The following is a 15,273-nucleotide window of genomic DNA, read 5'->3' on the forward strand; positions in this document are numbered from 1 at the left end:
TCAGGGATTGGCCATTTTAGCCAATGCCCGCGCGGGTGCTGGCGGCGGTGGTGAGCGCGCGCATGGGATGATGCGGCTGCCCGGATCCGCCTGCAGCCCGACCATGACCCGCACTGCTTCGTTTCTTCCCCGCCGGCTCGGCCCGGTCGCGCTTGGCCTGTGGGCGCTGGCCTGTGCCACTGCCACGCTGGCGCCCGCCGCCGCGCACGCGGCGGCGCGGCCCGCTGCCTGGCGCACGCTGCACGGCGGCGCGCTCCCGCGCATGGCGCAGGCCAGCCCGACGCCGGCCGCGGCCGTGCTCGGGGTGGCGAGCGGTCATCCCGTCATCGGCCTGTGGGACATCGAGGTCGAGGACAGCGGCTGCCACGAGACCTACGACGTGCGGCCGGACGGCACCGTGTCCGTCACCAGCGGCCGGCAGATGCTGGACGCCCGCTTCATGGTGGCGCCCGAGCCAGATGAAGACGGCTTCTACGCCTGGGCCGACCAGATCGTGCGCGACAACGGCGAGCCCGATTGCCTGGGCGAGCGGGCGGAGGTCGGCCAGCTCGCTTTCAGCTTCCTGTACTTCGACCACGGCCAGCGCCAGTTCCTGATGTGCGAGAGCGAGAGCCTGGACGCCTGCATCGGGCCCTTCCGGCGGCTGGACGACGACGCCTGACGGTGCGCCCGGCATGACCTGGCACGCCCGCCTCGACCTGCACTACACCACCACGCCCCAGGGCGGCACCGTGGGGCACGACCGCCACGAAGGCCCGCTGCGGGTGCTCAAGCGGCTCTACCCGGAAGGGCCGGCGGTGTGCCACCACGTGCTGGTGCATCCGCCCGGCGGCATCCTCTCCGGCGACCGGCTCGAGGTGCACGCCAGGCTCGATGAAGGCGCCCACGCGCTGCTCACCACCCCCGGGGCGACGCGGCTGTACAGGCGCGGCGAGGGCGCGGCCGATGCCGGCTGGCGCGCCGAGCAGGCCGTGCAGGCGGCGCTCGCGCCGGGTGCGCGGCTGGAGTGGCTGCCCATGGAGACCATCGCCTACCGGGCTTGCGTGGCAGACACGGCCCTGCGCTTCACCCTCGCTCCTGGCGCCGAGATGATCGGCTGGGACGTGCTGGCGCTGGGCCTGCCGGCGTCCGATGCGCCCTTCGGCCAGGGCACGCTCACCCAGACGGTGGAGCTGCCGGGCGTGTGGCTCGAACGCGGCCGCCTCGATGGCCAGGACACGGCCCTGCTCGATGGCGCCCTGGGCCTGGCCGGCCGGCGTGTGATGGCGCTGGCCTGGTTCGCGGCCGGCGCGCCGTTGGCCGATGCGCGCCGCGAGGCCCTGCTGGACGCCACCCGCGCCTTGCCGGCGCTGCAGGCGGCCCCGCTGGGCGACGCGCCCGTGGTGGCGGCCGCCACCGCGCCCCACCCGCAGGTGGTGGTGGTGCGGGCGCTGGCGCAGCGGGTGGAGCCCGCCATGGCGCTGATGCAGGCGGTGTGGTCCGCCTGGCGGCCGCTGGCGTGGGGCCTGCCGGCCCACCCGCCGCGGGTGTGGCGCACCTGAGCGCTCAGCGCGCGCGCTGGCCTTTCAGGGTCTGGCCGTTCTGGCGCAGCACGGCGTCCGTCACCTGGCCGTCGGCGCCCCGCACGAACTCCACCGTCGCCCCCACGGCGGGAATGGCGAGCTGGTCCGGCCCCGCCACCTGTGCCGGGATGGCCGGCTGCCCGGTGCCCTGCACCGTCCACTGGCCGTTGGCATAGGCCACCGTGATCGCGAACTGCGGCGCCAGCGCGTAGCGGCCCGCCCAGTCCTGCCCCGCGGGGGCCGGGCTGGTGGCCGACTGCACCGCGCCGTCGCCGATGCGCACGGCCTCCTGCAGGCCACCGCCCTGGCGCCAGGCGAAGCGCTGCACCGGCCCGTCACCGGGCGCGCTGGCCAGCGGCGTGAGCAGGGCCGAGAAGCCGCGCGGGTAGAAATCGCCGCGCGAGTCGTGCGCCAGCTCGAAGGCCGGCTGTCCGGTGGCCTGGGCCATCAGCCGGCCCTCGGCGGCCGTGACGCGCAGCTGCAGCGGCCCCGCCTGGTAGGTGCCCGCCATGGCGCGCGCCAGCTCGGGCGGCACCGGCTGCTCCACCCGCGGCGCCTGCACCGGCACGTCCAGCCCCAACAGCGACAGCCCCAGGTCGCCCAGGCCGCCCAGGTCGGACAGCGCGGTGTCGGCCAGCACCACCACCGCCTGGCGCGAGGCGGGGTCGACCATGGCCACCGACGAGAAGCCGCCCGTGCCGCCCTCGTGCGCCAGCACGCGCCGGCCGGCGCGGTCCAGCACCCCCCAGTTCATGGCGAAGCCGCCGGCCAGCGGCTGCTGCGTCATGCGCATGCGCGCCACTACCTCGGGCGGCCCGTCGCCCAGCTGGGCGCGCAGGTAACGCACCATGTCGTCGACGGTGGCGCGCACCATGCCCACGCCGGCCAGCGTGGGTGCGATCGTCCAGGCCGGCGTGGGCTGCCCGCCCGGCAGGTGGCCTTGGGCCGCCTTGGCCCGGGCCGGTGGTGTGACCCACGCACCGGCCATGCCCAGCGGCTCGAACAGGCGGCGGCGCAGCGCCGGCTCCACCGGCTCGCCGAGCGCCCGGCTCACGGCGAGCGACACCAGCATCATTCCCCAGTTCGAGTACTCGGCCTGGCTGCCGATGGGGCGCGTCAGGGCCACGGCGGCCAGCGGCGCCAGCACCCCCTTCTCGTCCACGGCGGCGTAGGGGTCGGCCGGGTCGCGCACCGCCATGCCGGGCGGCACCGGGGGCAGGCCCGCGGTGTGCGTGAGCAGGTCGCGCAGCAGGATGCGGCGTTCACCCTGGCGCGGCACGGTGGTGCCGGGTGGCAGGTGCTTCTCGATCGGGTCGTCCAGCGACCACGCACCCCGGGCCACCAGGTCGGCCACGAGGTAGGCCGTCATGGTCTTGGTGACCGAGCCGATCTGGAACGCCGCGTCCGCGTCGGGGGAGGGCGAGGCGCGGGTGCCCGCGCAGGCCTGGGCCCGGCGCACCGTGCTGCCGTCGATCACCGCGGCCTGCACGCACACGCCGGTGCGGTCGCCGGCCACGCGGGCCTGCAGTTGCCGCGCCAGATGCTCGTCGCTGGTGGGCACCGCCGCCTGGGCACACCAGGTGGCCAGCGCCAGGGGCGCCATCCAGGCGGCGCGTCCGACTCCTTGCATCCTGGCTCTCCTTGACGGGGGCGCCGACCGCGGCGCGGGCACCTACCATAGCGGCTTTGGGCATCGACATGGACGTCACCCTCGATTCCTGCGACGACCCGCCCGCCGCGTGGGTGGACGTCGTCGACGCGGGCCTCACCGCCTACAGCGACGCCGCGGCGCCGCTGCACGAGGTGCGTGCCATGGCCTGCATCGCACGCGACGCCCACGGCCGGGTGGTGGGCGGCGCCGTGGGGCGCCGCTGGGGCACCTGCTGTGAGCTGCAGCAGCTGTGGGTGGACGAGCCCCAGCGCGGCGCCGGGCTGGGCACCCGTCTCATGCGGCAGTTCGAGGCCGACGCCGTGCGCCACGGCTGCCGCCTGCTCTACCTGGAGACGCTCAGCTACCAGGCCCCCGGCTTCTACCGCCGGCTGGGCTACACGGTCGAGCTGGAGCGCCACGGCTTCCCGCAGGGCATCGTCAAGTACCACATGGGCAAGGCGCTGCCGGCCGCCGAAGGCTGACGCCGCTGCGCTGCCCGCCGGCCGTCAGGTCGTCAGTTCGTCAGGCCGGCCGGGTGTTCAGCTCGCCCAGCGCCTGCCGCCCCACGCTGGCCGCGCCGGACAGGGCCAGGGCGCCCATCACCGCCGCCACCACCAGGTCGGGCCAGGCGCTGCCCGTGCCGAACACACCGAGCGCGGCCAGCATGACCGCCACGTTGCCCAGCGCGTCGTTGCGCGAGCAGATCCACACCGAGCGCATGTTGGCGTCGCCGCTGCGGAAGTGGTAGAGCAGGGCGGCCACGCCGGCGTTCACCGCCAGGGCGGCGAAGCCCACCGCGCCCATGGTGAGCGGCTCGGGGGCGCCGCCCGCCTGCCAGGCCCATGCCGCCCGGCCCAGCACGAACACGCCGAAGCCGCCCATGCAGGCCGCCTTGAACAGCGCCGCCCGCGCGCGCGCCGCCATGCCCATGCCCAGCACCGCCAGGCTGATGGCGTAGTTGCCCGCGTCGCCGAAGAAGTCGATCGAATCGGCCAGCAGCGACACCGAGCCCGACGACCAGGCGGCCCCCAGCTCCACGCCGAACATCAGCGCGTTGAGCACCAGCGCCACCCACAACGCGCGGCGGAATCGGGGGTCGGTGGGGGCGGGCGCCGAGCAGGCGCCGGAGCAGCAGGTGTCGGACATGGCCGCCACTGTAGCGGCTTGGCCGACGCAGGCCGCGGTGGTACGGCCCTTGCAACCCCGCCCAAGGGGGGTGGAACGTCATGGACCTGTGATCCAATCCCGACCGCCCGCGATCTGCGCGCAGCCCGAGGTGGAGAAGCCGATACATGCTTGCCTGGTTCATCGATTGGACGACACAACTCAACCAGACCAACCACCTCGCGTTCGCGGTCGTCACGGTGGTCACCATGGCCAGCATCGGCGTGTGCATCGCCATGGTGGCCGAGCTGGTGCTCAAGCGCCTGTCGGCGGGCAAGTCCGGCGCGGCGGGTGACCCGCACGCGGGCCACTGAGGGAGCACGGCATGTTCGACTGGGTGGTCTACCTGCCGATCTCCGGCACCGAGGTCAATGGCTTCGCGCTGATCCTGCTGGGCTTCACCGTCGGGGTGATCGGCGGCTTCTTCGGCGTGGGCGGCGCGTTCATGGTGACGCCGGCGCTCAACGTGTTCGGCTTCCCGATGGCCTACGCCATCGGCACCGACATGGCGCACATCGCCGGCAAGTCCATCGTCTCCACGTTCAAGCACCGCAAGTTCGGCAACGTGGACATGAAGCTGGCGCTGTTGATGATCATCGGCACCGTCGTGGGCATCGAGCTCGGTGCCACGCTCATCCTGTGGCTGGAGAAGATCGGCCACATCGGCCCCATCGTGCGCATCACGTACATGTGCCTGCTGTTCGGCCTGGGCACGTTCATGCTCTACGAGTACATGACCGCCACGCGCAAGGCCGTCAGGCAGGCGGCGGCCCACGGCACCGACCCGCAGGCGGACGTCGGCAAGTCGCGGCTCGCGCTGTACATGCAGGGCATCAAGCTGCGGCCGGTGGTGTACCTCAAGGTCTCGGGCTTCCACATCTCGGTGTGGGTGATCATCGGCATGGGCGTGGTCACGGGCTTCCTGGCCGGCTTCCTGGGCGTGGGTGGCGGCTTCATCCGCATGCCGGCGCTCATGTACATCGTGGGGGCGCCCACCAAGGTGGCCGTGGGCACCGACCTGTTCGAGGTGATGGTCACGGGCGCCTACGGGGCGTTCAGCTACGCGCTCAAGGGCCGGGTGGAGCTGGTGGCGGCCATCATCATGCTGGTGGGCGCCGCCATCGGCGCGCAGCTGGGCGCCACGGCCACGCTGTACGCGCGCGGCACCATCATCCGCCTGTACTTCGCCATCACCATGCTGGCCGGCGGCACGTCGGTGGTCTTCAAGCACTTCGCCGAGGCCAGCAAGGACGTCTACCGCGACGCGCTGAACGCCTGGGCGCGCAGCAGTTCCGGCATCACCGACCGCATGGAGCTGGGCCTCTGGCTGCAGAACAACAAGCCGGCGGTGAAGGAGTGGTTCGCCAGCCAGCCCGATGCGCTGCAGCAGGCGCTGGCCACCGAGAAGATGTGGTCCACGTACTCGGGCTTCCTGATGCTGGGCTCGTCGTGCGCGCTGAGCGCCGTGATCATCTTCTGGCTGGTGCGCGGCGTGCTGCGCGAGCGCGCCGAGGCCGAGCAGGCCGCCACGCCCGCGCTGCCCGCCGCCCTGGGCGCCGGCCCGGCCGCACCCGGAGAGGCCGTGGCCGGCACGGGCGTGATGATCGTGGCCGGCGACCGCGCCACCGACCTGCCCGCGGCCCGCATGGGCGCGCAGATCGCCGCGGGCTGGAAGCAGCCCGCCACCCTGCTGGTGCGCGGCCGCGCCGGCGGCGCCGAGGCGGTGCTGCAGCAAAGCCGCGAGGCCCTGCAGCGCCTGGGCCTGGCGCCCACCGAGGTGGCCGCGCCCGGCCAGACGCACGAGCAGATCGCGCAGCGCGCGGCCGGCGCCCGGCTGCTGGTGGTGGGCGCCCGCCCGCTGACCACGCTGAACCCCACCTGGCACCTGGGTGACGACGCCACCCGCATCGTGCGGCACATGGCCACGTCCACCCTGGTGGTGCGTGGCCGAGAGCAGGTGCGCAAGATCCTGCTCAGCACCGATTTGCCCGCCAGCCCCGCCACGGTGCGCATGGCGCAGGACGTGGCCCTCGCCACGGGCGCCAGCATCGAGGTGCTCTACACGGTGCCGCTGCCCACCATGTACATGGCCGAGACACCTTCGGCCGACGCGGCCGAGGACGCCCAGCGCCTGGGTGTGCAGCCCGACCGCCTGGGCCAGCTCATGGCCATCCGCCACGCGCTGGCCGACGCCGGCGTGGCGCAGGTGGGCGTCAAACTGCGCCAGGGCATCGTCGAGGAGGAGATCATCAAGGAGTCGCTGGACGGCGACTTCGACCTCATCGTCGTGAAGGAGGGCTACCTCAAGACCCCCTTCGGCCTGCTGCTGGGGCGCCTGTCCACCAACCTCGCCACGCGCTCGCCGCAGGCGTCGGTCCTGATCGTCAAGCGCTGAGCGGCGCCGGCGCCATGGCCCGGCGACGTGCCCGTCACGTCGGCCGGGTGTGCAGGGAGAAGAAGCGGACCATCTCGCGCGAGGCCTGCGGCCCATGCGGCGTGGCGAACGAGCCGGCGGTGCTGCCTCCCATCCAGGCATGGCCGGCTCCCTGCACGGTCCAGTGCTCCACGACCGGTGTGCCGTCGCTGTCGCGGTGCGTCGTGCGGATGCAGCGGCTGCCCTGGCAGGTCCGCTGCTCCACGACACGCGCCAGCGGTCCTCGTTCCGCTTCGAGCCGGGTGAGTGCATGCGAGGCGATGGCCTCGCCGTTCGCGGGCACCACCGTCGCGTCGGCGTCTCCGTGGAAGACGATCGTGGGAACGGCCCGCCCGGGTGCGCCGCGCCGAGGCGGTACGGCGCGCCTCGGCCCCGCCCCTGCGGCGCCTTGCATGGCCGCGAAGGCAGACGGCACATCGGTCGCGGCCCCCGGCGGCAGCCCGGAGTGGGCGGCGGCGGCCGCGAAGACGTCCGGGTGGGTGTCGCTCAGGATCATCGCCATGGCGCCGCCCGCTGACAGCCCGGCGACGTACACGCGGCGCGCATCCACCGTGAACGCGCGCGCTATCTCGGCGACCATGGCGACGATGATCGAGGGCTCGGCTCCCCCGCGGTGCTGCTGGTCGCGTTCGAACCAGCGCCAGCAGTTGGAACCGTTCGCCTTGCGGGACTGGGCCGGGTAGGCCACCAGCAGACCGTTGTCCTCCGCCACTTCGTTCATGCGCGTACCGCGTGCGAAGTCGGCGGGGTCCTGCTTGCAGCCATGCAGCATCACGATCAGCGGCATCCGCACGCCCTCGCGGTACGAGGAGGGGACGTAGAGCTTGTACGTGCGGCTGCCGTGGGGCCCCGTGTGTCGGTGATCCAGGAAGCGTCCCGAGCGCGGCTCCACGGCGGATGGCGGCGCCCAGCCGGGTTCGCCCGGGTCGTCCAGCGAACGGCCCTCCACGTCGATGACGAGCTGCGTGGTGTCGGCGGTGCGCGTCGAGGGTGGGGGGGCTGCCCCGGGGCGCTGCGGCATCCCCGCTGCCCCCAGGGCCTGCTCGATGGTGTCCAGCACGCCGCGGGCGACGCCCGTGCGCGTGTCGAGGCCGGCGGCGGCGAGGGCGCGGTGGATCTGGGCGCGGATGTGCTCGGTGGACAATGGCGGCTTTCGTATGTTGCAGTGCAGCATAGACCGCTTGCAAAGCCATGCCGTCGTCAGGGAGCGGCCGCCGGGGCGGCGAGCGAGGCCCGCACCCGGGCTCACCCCCAGGTGCAGGGAGCCCGCCCTGCCTAGGTCTGGATGACCAGGATGCTCTTTTCCCGCTGGATCTCCAGCGGGGTGTAGGTCTCCACGCCCACGATGCGCGACCCTTCCCGGCGACAGACCGACTCGTAGTCCGCCAGCGTCCGCCAGCGGCAATGGGGGGATGCGCTGGGCTCGGCGGTGAGGTTCTCGACGATGCACAGATGGCCGCCCGGCTGCGTGTGGGCGTGCAATGCGGCGAGCGTGCGTTGCCACTCCTCGTCGTCGACCACGTGGTACAGCACGTCGATGCACAGGACGGCCGCGAAGGACTCGCCCAGGTTCAGCGTCGCCAGGGGGGATTGCACGTAGGTGATCCGGTCCCGCCCGTACGCGTTCTCGACCGCGTCCTTCGACACGTCGCAGCCCACGCAGTCGAGTCCGATCTGCGCCAGGAGCATGGTCAGGTACCCGCGCCCGCACCCCGCATCGAGCACACGCGCGCCGCGGGCCACGCCGAGGCGGCCGAGCACGTGGGCGAGCAGCAGCGCCTTCTGCAGGATCTGTCGCTCGTTGGCATCGCACGCCAGCGACACGTTGCCCACGCCGCGGAAATCGGCGCCGTACTTGCGATGCCGCGCCTGCCAGTAGCCATGGGCATCGAACTTCCCGGGCCCGGCGGCGCCGCCCTTCGTGTCGCTCACGGGTGTTCGCCCACTGTCGCCATGGACCGCAGGATAGCTCAGTCGGCCCCTGCCCACCGGCCCGCCCGCGCCTGAGCGCGCCGAGCGGCCGACCTCCCGGCCGCCCGACCCGGCGGCCACGACGCTGCCGACCCGTGACCTGCCTGCCCACTGGCCACGCGGCCCGCCCCATCGGCGGGGCACCGAGTGCGACGTGGCCGGAGGTGGCCGTGCAGCTGCCGCGCGCGCCGCACAACGACGTGGCGTTCGAGCTGCGCGCGCTCACCCACGACGGCCTGCAGGAGCGTGCCGACGCGGCCGGCCAGCCGGTGGCCGAGGCTAACGGACTACTTCTTCAGAACCCGGTAGATCACGGATCCCTCGCTGAAGCCGCGGCTCGCAACGCCGTACATGTATGAACCGGCGCGGGTCAGGCGCCCCATGGGCGAGTTGGGCGTTCCGGCGTAGGTGAAGGCTTGCAGCACGCGGGCCTCGCCCGCTGTCGACATCGTGAAGACTGTACCGCCGCCCTCCGCGCCCGACCCGCGTGTGACTCCGTACAGCAATCCCTCGGGCCCAAGGATCAAGTCCCCGTTGACGGGAAAGCCGAGGTCGCCGAAGAACTCGAGCGTGTGGACAAGGGAGACGGTGCCATCTTGCGACAGGCGAAAGATGGTGCCGCAGCAGTATCCGCCGCGGCCGGTCGATCCATAAAAATTGCCGTCCTTGGCCAGGAGGAGTTGGCCAAATGGGTTGGATCCGATCGTGTCCGATTCGTAGGTGAACGAATACACCACGCGATACTCGCTGCCATCGGGTTTCAGTGAGTAGATGGTCCCGACATCGAACTTCCCCCCGCTGGGAGTGACGCCGACCAGCTCGCCTGTCGGAGAAAGCGCCACGCTGACGGGCGAGTAGCCGTCCCCAGTGCCCCAGCCAGCGAAATTCCTGAGGGTCTTGAACTTTCCGCTGGCGGGGTGCCACTTGTAGACGGTACCTGCATCCGCGCTGCCGCCATATTCAGTCGTGCCGTAGATCCAGCCGTCGGGCCCCTGGGCCATTGCCCCACGGGGATTGCAGCCCTCGGTTCTCCTGCCAAGGACGGCAAACGGGCGCATGACCGTGTATTCACCTGTCGATGGCGACACGCGAAAGAGCGATCCGCAGTGCGACACGCCACCGTACCGGACGGTGCCATAGAGATAGCCGTCGCTCGCCGACAACAGGGTCGTCGAAGGATATTGCCCATCGACAGAGGCATCGAACGAATGCAGCACCTCGAAGGTCCCGCGTTTGTCCATCGAGAAAACGGTTCCGGAACGCAGAGCGCCGCCATAGGTCGCCACGCCATAGAAGCGCCCATCACTTGCAAGGGTCAGGGGTCCTGGGGCATCGCCATCCAGAGGAGCGAATACATGGAGCGTTTCGAGGGGCTCCTTCGTTCCCGCATGGGCGCTCGGAAGGATCACGAGCGAAGCGGCGAGGCCGGCCCCACAGAGGGCATTCAAGAACTGCCGAACGGCCCGCAGGCCGACCAAAGTGAATTGCACTGATCTCTCCCTTCTTGTGGTCTGTCTTATGGTCAAGTTCATGGTGCCCCTCGTGCTCGTCACGAGCATCGGGAGGATGCCCAGTCGATGGGAAGTCGGCCCCGACGTCGGTACTGGCACTGACACCGAACGAGGCCACCGCGCACGCCCGGCCTCCCACTTGTCCGGTCTCAGGCACCTCGGTCTTTATAGCGTGGATCCCTGCGCACCCTCGGCGGATTGAACAATCTTGACGACGCGGGCATCGTGCGCGTGCGGGGGCTGTTTCTCCGCCATGTGCAGTCGGTCACCCCGGGCTGCCCATGTCCAATAGGTCGCGTGGGGGCTTGGACGACCAGTCGCGGACATCCAGCGACCTGATGACCGGCTGCCCCCGTACTGCTGGATGGCGAACAATGCCGGGATGGCGACTGGCGGGGTGCCTGGAAGGTGCGCGCCAACGTGAGACTCGCGGTCGTCCGGCATGGCCGATCCTTGCCCAAGGCCATGAGCGCAGCCGGATCGACGCCGTGCGGTGGATGCCGAGTGACGTCTCTCAGATGCTGACGGCGACGAACGGCAGGTCCATGTCGTGGGCGTCATTCCAACGCCGCCACTGACCGGCTCCTCCCCGTTCGGGGCCGCCCTCCCGCCTAGATGCTCATCCTGGCCCGCACCCCGTCGCGCTCCATGTCGGCCCCGCGGCCTCGCTGCACGATCTCGCCGCGCTCCATGACGAGGTACTGGTCGGCCAGCTCGGCGGCGAAGTCGTAGTACTGCTCCACCAGCACGATGGCCATGTCGCCGCGGTCGGCCAGGTGGCGGATGACGCGGCCGATGTCCTTGATGATGCTGGGCTGGATGCCCTCGGTGGGCTCGTCCAGCATCAGCAGGCGGGGGCGGGCGCACAGGGCACGGGCGATGGCCAGCTGCTGCTGCTGGCCGCCGGAGAGGTCGCCGCCGCGGCGGCCGAGCATCTGCTTGAGCACCGGGAACAGGGTGAACAGCTCCTCGGGCACGCGCTCGCCGGCCGGGCGGGTGGCCAGGCCCATGCGCAGGTTGTCTTCCACCGTGAGGCGGCCGAAGATCTCGCGGCCCTGGGGCACATAGGCCATGCCACGGCGCACCCGCAGGTGGGTGGGTGTGGCGGTGAGGTCGTCGCCGGCCAGCTGGATGCTGCCGGCGCGCACGGGCACCACGCCCATCAGCGACTTCAGCAGCGTGGTCTTGCCCACGCCGTTGCGGCCGAGCACCACGGTGACTTCGCCGAGCCGCGCGTCGAAGCCCACGCCGCGCAGGATGTGCGAGCCGCCGTAGTACTGCTGCAGGCCCTGCACGCGCAGCACGGGTGGGGTGGTGTCAGCGGCCAAGGTACACCTCCACCACACGCTCGTCGTTCTGCAGGTCGCGCAGCAGGCCCTCGGCGAGCACATGGCCTTCGTGCAGCACGGTCACACGGCGCTGCCCCTGCGTGAGCTGCTCCACGAAGTGCATGTCGTGCTCCACCACCACCAGCGAGTGCTGGCCTTCCAGCGTGAGCAGCAGCTCGGCGGTGCGCTCGGTCTCTTCGTCGGTCATGCCGGCCACCGGCTCGTCCAGCAGCAGCAGCTTGGGCTCCTGCGCCAGCAGCATGCCGATCTCGAGCCACTGCTTCTGGCCGTGGCTCAGCAGGCCGGCGGTGCGGTGCGCCTCGGGCGCCAGCTGGACGAGCTGCAGCAGGGCGTCGATGCGGTCGCGCTGGGCGCCGCTGAGCGCGCGGCCCAGGTTGGCGGCCACGCGGCGGTCGGCCTTGAGCGAGAGATCCAGGTTCTCGAAGACGGTGAGGCGCTCGTACACCGTGGGCTTCTGGAACTTGCGGCCGATGCCCACCTGCGCGATCTCGGGCTCGGTGAGGCGCCGCAGGTCGATGTTGCTGCCGAAGGACAGGCGGCCGGTGTCGGGGCGGGTCTTGCCGGTGATGCAGTCCATCATCGTGGTCTTGCCCGCGCCGTTGGGGCCGATCATGCAGCGCAGCTCGCCGTGGTCGATGGTGAGGTGCAGGTCGTTGAGCGCCTTGAAGCCGTCGAAGCTCACCGACACGCCTTCCACGTACAGCGCCACGCCCTGCGTGAACACCGGCTCGCCGTGCAGCACCGGGCGGCCGTAGCCGCCGGCCCGCGCGCGCTCGGCGGCCAGGCGGCGGGCGCCGGCTTCCATCAGCTCGGGCGTCATGGCGCGGCCTCCTCGTCGGTGCCCCGGCGCCGCTTCCACAGCCCCAGCAGGCCCATCAGCCCCTGCGGCAGGAAGAGCGTGACGGCGATGAACAGCGCGCCCAGGAAGAACAGCCAGAACTCGGGGAACGCCACCGTGAACCAGCTCTTGGCGCCGTTGACGAAGAAGGCGCCGACGATGGGGCCCACGAGGGTGCCGCGCCCGCCCACGGCGGCCCAGATGGCCATCTCGATGCTGGCCGCGGGGCTCATCTCGCTGGGGTTGATGATGCCCACCTGCGGCACGTACAGCGCGCCCGCCACGCCGCACATCACGGCGCTGAGCGTCCACACCGCCAGCTTGTAGGCCACCGGGTCGTAGCCGCTGAACATGACGCGGTTCTCCGCGTCGCGCACGGCCTGCAGCACGCGGCCCGCGCGGCTGGTGACCACCGCGCGCGCCAGCAGGAAGCAGCCCACCAGCACCAGGCCCGAGAGCACGCACAGCGCCACGCGCATGGCCGGCGTGGCCAGCGGCATGCCGAGCAGGCGCTTGAAATCGGTGAAGCCGTTGTTGCCGCCGAAGCCCGTCTCGTTGCGGAAGAACAGCAGCATGGCGGCGAACGTCATGGCCTGCGTGATGATGGAGAAGTACACGCCCTTGATGCGCGAGCGGAAGGCGAAGAAACCGAACACGAAGGCCAGCAGCCCCGGCACCCCCACCACCATGGCCAGCTGGAAGGCGAAGCTGTCGCTGCCGGCCCAGTGCCAGGGAAAGCTCTGCCAGTTCAGGAACACCATGAAGTCGGGCATGTCCGAGCGGTACTGCCCGTCGCGGCCGATCTGGCGCATGAGGTACATGCCCATGGCATAGCCGCCCAGCGCGAAGAACAGGCCATGGCCCAGCGAGAGGATGCCGGTGTAGCCCCAGATCAGGTCGATGGCCAGGGCGCAGATGGCGTAGCAGAGGATCTTGCCGAGCAGGCTGACATGGTGCTCGCCCAGGTGCAGCGGGTGGCCTGCGGGCACGGCCAGGTGCGCCAGCGGCACGACGACCGCCAGCAGCAGCACGGCGGCCGCCACGCCGGCCCAGCCGCGGGGGGACAGCAAGGTGGGCTTCATGCCTCGGCGCTCCGGCCCTTCAGGGCGAACAGGCCCTGCGGGCGCTTCTGGATGAACATGACGATGAGCACCAGCACGGTGATCTTGGCCAGCACGGCCCCCTGCCAGCCCTCGAGCAGCTTGTTCACGATGCCCAGGCCCAGCCCGGCGTACACGGTGCCGGCCAGCTGGCCCACGCCGCCCGTCACCACCACCATGAACGCGTCGACGATGTAACCCTGGCCCAGGTCGGGCCCCACGTTGCCCACCTGGCTGAGCGCGCAGCCGGCCAGGCCGGCGATGCCCGCGCCCAGCGAGAAGGCCCAGGTGTCCACGCGCGCGGTGGGCACGCCCACGCAGGCGGCCATCTGGCGGTTCTGCGTGACGCCGCGCACCAGCAGGCCCAGCCGGGTGCGCGCGATGAGCAGCGCCATGCCGGCCAGCACCGCGGCCGCGAAGGCGATGATGGCCAGCCGGTTGTAGGGCAGGGTGAGATTGGGCAGCACGGCCAGGCCGCCCGAGAGCCAGGCGGGGTTCTCCACCGCCACGTTCTGCGCGCCGAACAGGCTGCGCACCGCCTGCATGAGGATGAGGCTGATGCCCCAGGTGGCGAGCAGCGTCTCCAGCGGGCGGCCATAGAGCCAGCGGATCACGCTGCGCTCCAGCGCCGCACCCACGGCCGCGGCCACCAGGAAGGCCGCCGGCACGGCCGCCACGATGTACCAGTCGAAGGCGCCGGGCAGGTGCTGGCGGAACAGGTTCTGCACCACGTAGGTCGTGTAGGCGCCGATCATCATCAGCTCGCCGTGGGCCATGTTGATCACGCCCATCAGCCCGTAGGTGACGGCCAGGCCGAGCGCCACCAGCATGAGGATGGAGCCCAGGCTGATGCCGGAGAAGAGCACGCCCAGGCGGTCGCCCCAGGCCAGGCGCGATTCCACGTCGCGCAGCGCCAGCGCCAGCGCGGCGCGCACGCCGGGGTCGGCCTCGGCTTGCAGGCGCTCGAGCAGCAGGGCGCGCACGCTGGGGTCGGCGGCCGCGGCCAGCTCGCCCGCGGCGGCCAGGCGCAGCGAGCGCTCGGGCGCCGCGATCAGCGCGCCGGCGCGCAGGCGGTGCAGGCGCAGCGTGAGCGTCTCGTCGGTCTCGGCGGCCAGGGCGCGGTCGATCAGCGGCAGGCGCGAGGCGTCCACCCCGTCGGCGAGCGCCGCGATGGCCTGCTCGCGTGCCGCCCGCTCGGGCGACAGCAGCGCCAGCGTGGCGGCCATGGCCTCCAGCTCGCGCCGCATGCGGTTGTTGTTGACGACGTCCTGCGCGTCGTCGGGCAGGGTGGCGGGTGCGCCGGTGGCCGCATCGACCACCTGGCTGCCCTGCACCCGCAGTGCCCGCGGCGGGTCGCCTGGCACCAGCTTCACCTCGTCGGCCAGCAGCGCCTGCACATAGGCCGCCAGCGCCGGGTCCGCCGCCGCGGCGTTCAGTGCCTCGATGCGCGCGTCGCTGTCGCCCGCGGCGATGCGCGACGCCTGCTCGGGCGTGAGCGCGCTCGCGCCGCTGGCGAGCAGCAGACCGGGAATCCACCCGAGCAGCAGAACTCGAAACCGCAACACCGAACCCCCATCCATCGAGACGCAACCCTGACGCGCGCAGCGCCGTCAGTCTTCCAGTGGCGTGTGCGGATCCGGCTTCGCCGGTCCGCTGCGCGAGCCCCCTTGGGGGGCAGCGAGCGCCAGCGAGC

General features: G+C 71.9%; 14 protein-coding genes. 5 read left to right on the plus strand and 9 right to left on the minus strand.

Features of this window, described 5'->3' with window-relative positions:
* The first annotated feature begins 103 nt into the window (after positions 1-103).
* On the plus strand, positions 104-661 hold the full coding sequence (locus ACE3UN_RS13085; RefSeq protein ID WP_374675400.1) for a hypothetical protein: 558 nt from the start codon (positions 104-106) through the stop codon (positions 659-661).
* A 13-nt stretch (positions 662-674) separates the two neighbouring features.
* Positions 675-1,541, plus strand: a complete 867-nt coding sequence (locus tag ACE3UN_RS13090) for an urease accessory protein UreD (protein ID WP_374675401.1) — start codon at positions 675-677, stop codon at positions 1,539-1,541.
* Between the two features lie 4 nt (positions 1,542-1,545).
* Here ACE3UN_RS13090 and ACE3UN_RS13095 read toward each other — a convergent pair whose 3' ends face one another.
* The gene (locus tag ACE3UN_RS13095; RefSeq protein ID WP_374675402.1) at positions 1,546-3,192 is read right to left on the minus strand and encodes a serine hydrolase domain-containing protein; all 1,647 of its coding nucleotides are present in this window, start codon (positions 3,190-3,192) and stop codon (positions 1,546-1,548) included.
* 68 nt (positions 3,193-3,260) lie between these two features.
* Here ACE3UN_RS13095 and ACE3UN_RS13100 point away from each other — a divergent pair, with 68 nt between their 5' ends.
* Complete coding sequence (locus ACE3UN_RS13100) at positions 3,261-3,695, plus strand: GNAT family N-acetyltransferase (RefSeq protein WP_374675403.1); 435 nt, start codon at positions 3,261-3,263, stop codon at positions 3,693-3,695.
* Positions 3,696-3,735: 40 nt separating this feature from the next.
* Here the strand turns inward: ACE3UN_RS13100 and ACE3UN_RS13105 are convergent, their stop codons facing one another.
* Positions 3,736-4,359 (minus strand): cation transporter, encoded by a 624-nt coding sequence (locus ACE3UN_RS13105; protein ID WP_374675404.1) that lies wholly within the window; start codon positions 4,357-4,359, stop codon positions 3,736-3,738.
* Between the two features lie 146 nt (positions 4,360-4,505).
* Here ACE3UN_RS13105 and ACE3UN_RS13110 point away from each other — a divergent pair, with 146 nt between their 5' ends.
* Positions 4,506-4,691, plus strand: coding sequence for a hypothetical protein (locus ACE3UN_RS13110; protein WP_374675405.1), 186 nt, complete (start codon positions 4,506-4,508; stop codon positions 4,689-4,691).
* Positions 4,692-4,702: 11 nt separating this feature from the next.
* The gene (locus ACE3UN_RS13115; RefSeq protein WP_374675406.1) at positions 4,703-6,772 is read left to right on the plus strand and encodes a TSUP family transporter; all 2,070 of its coding nucleotides are present in this window, start codon (positions 4,703-4,705) and stop codon (positions 6,770-6,772) included.
* Between the two features lie 34 nt (positions 6,773-6,806).
* On the opposite strand, the gene ACE3UN_RS13120 is transcribed toward ACE3UN_RS13115, so the two are convergent.
* The 7 genes from ACE3UN_RS13120 to urtB form a co-directional block, all read right to left on the minus strand.
* Entirely contained in the window at positions 6,807-7,955 is a 1,149-nt protein-coding gene (locus ACE3UN_RS13120) for a PHB depolymerase family esterase (protein ID WP_374675407.1), read from the minus strand.
* Between the two features lie 131 nt (positions 7,956-8,086).
* The gene (locus ACE3UN_RS13125; RefSeq protein WP_374675408.1) at positions 8,087-8,743 is read right to left on the minus strand and encodes a class I SAM-dependent methyltransferase; all 657 of its coding nucleotides are present in this window, start codon (positions 8,741-8,743) and stop codon (positions 8,087-8,089) included.
* Between the two features lie 326 nt (positions 8,744-9,069).
* Positions 9,070-10,272 carry a choice-of-anchor tandem repeat GloVer-containing protein gene (locus tag ACE3UN_RS13130; protein ID WP_374675409.1) on the minus strand — a complete coding sequence of 401 codons (1,203 nt, stop codon included), beginning with the start codon at positions 10,270-10,272 and terminating at the stop codon, positions 9,070-9,072.
* Between the two features lie 632 nt (positions 10,273-10,904).
* Positions 10,905-11,597 carry an urea ABC transporter ATP-binding subunit UrtE gene (gene urtE, locus ACE3UN_RS13135; protein ID WP_374675473.1) on the minus strand — a complete coding sequence of 231 codons (693 nt, stop codon included), beginning with the start codon at positions 11,595-11,597 and terminating at the stop codon, positions 10,905-10,907.
* 13 nt (positions 11,598-11,610) lie between these two features.
* A complete protein-coding gene (gene urtD, locus ACE3UN_RS13140; RefSeq protein ID WP_374675410.1) occupies positions 11,611-12,462 on the minus strand; it encodes an urea ABC transporter ATP-binding protein UrtD in 852 nt (283 codons plus the stop codon).
* Positions 12,459-13,562, minus strand: a complete 1,104-nt coding sequence (urtC, locus tag ACE3UN_RS13145) for an urea ABC transporter permease subunit UrtC (RefSeq protein WP_374675411.1) — start codon at positions 13,560-13,562, stop codon at positions 12,459-12,461. Before urtC ends, urtD begins: the two co-directional genes overlap by 4 nt.
* Positions 13,559-15,160 (minus strand): urea ABC transporter permease subunit UrtB, encoded by a 1,602-nt coding sequence (gene urtB / locus ACE3UN_RS13150; protein WP_374675412.1) that lies wholly within the window; start codon positions 15,158-15,160, stop codon positions 13,559-13,561. The genes urtC and urtB overlap by 4 nt, the downstream gene beginning before the upstream one ends.
* Positions 15,161-15,273: the final 113 nt, after the last annotated feature.

It is taken from the genome of Ideonella sp. (assembly GCF_041918995.1).
GTDB lineage: Bacteria > Pseudomonadota > Gammaproteobacteria > Burkholderiales > Burkholderiaceae_C > Ideonella.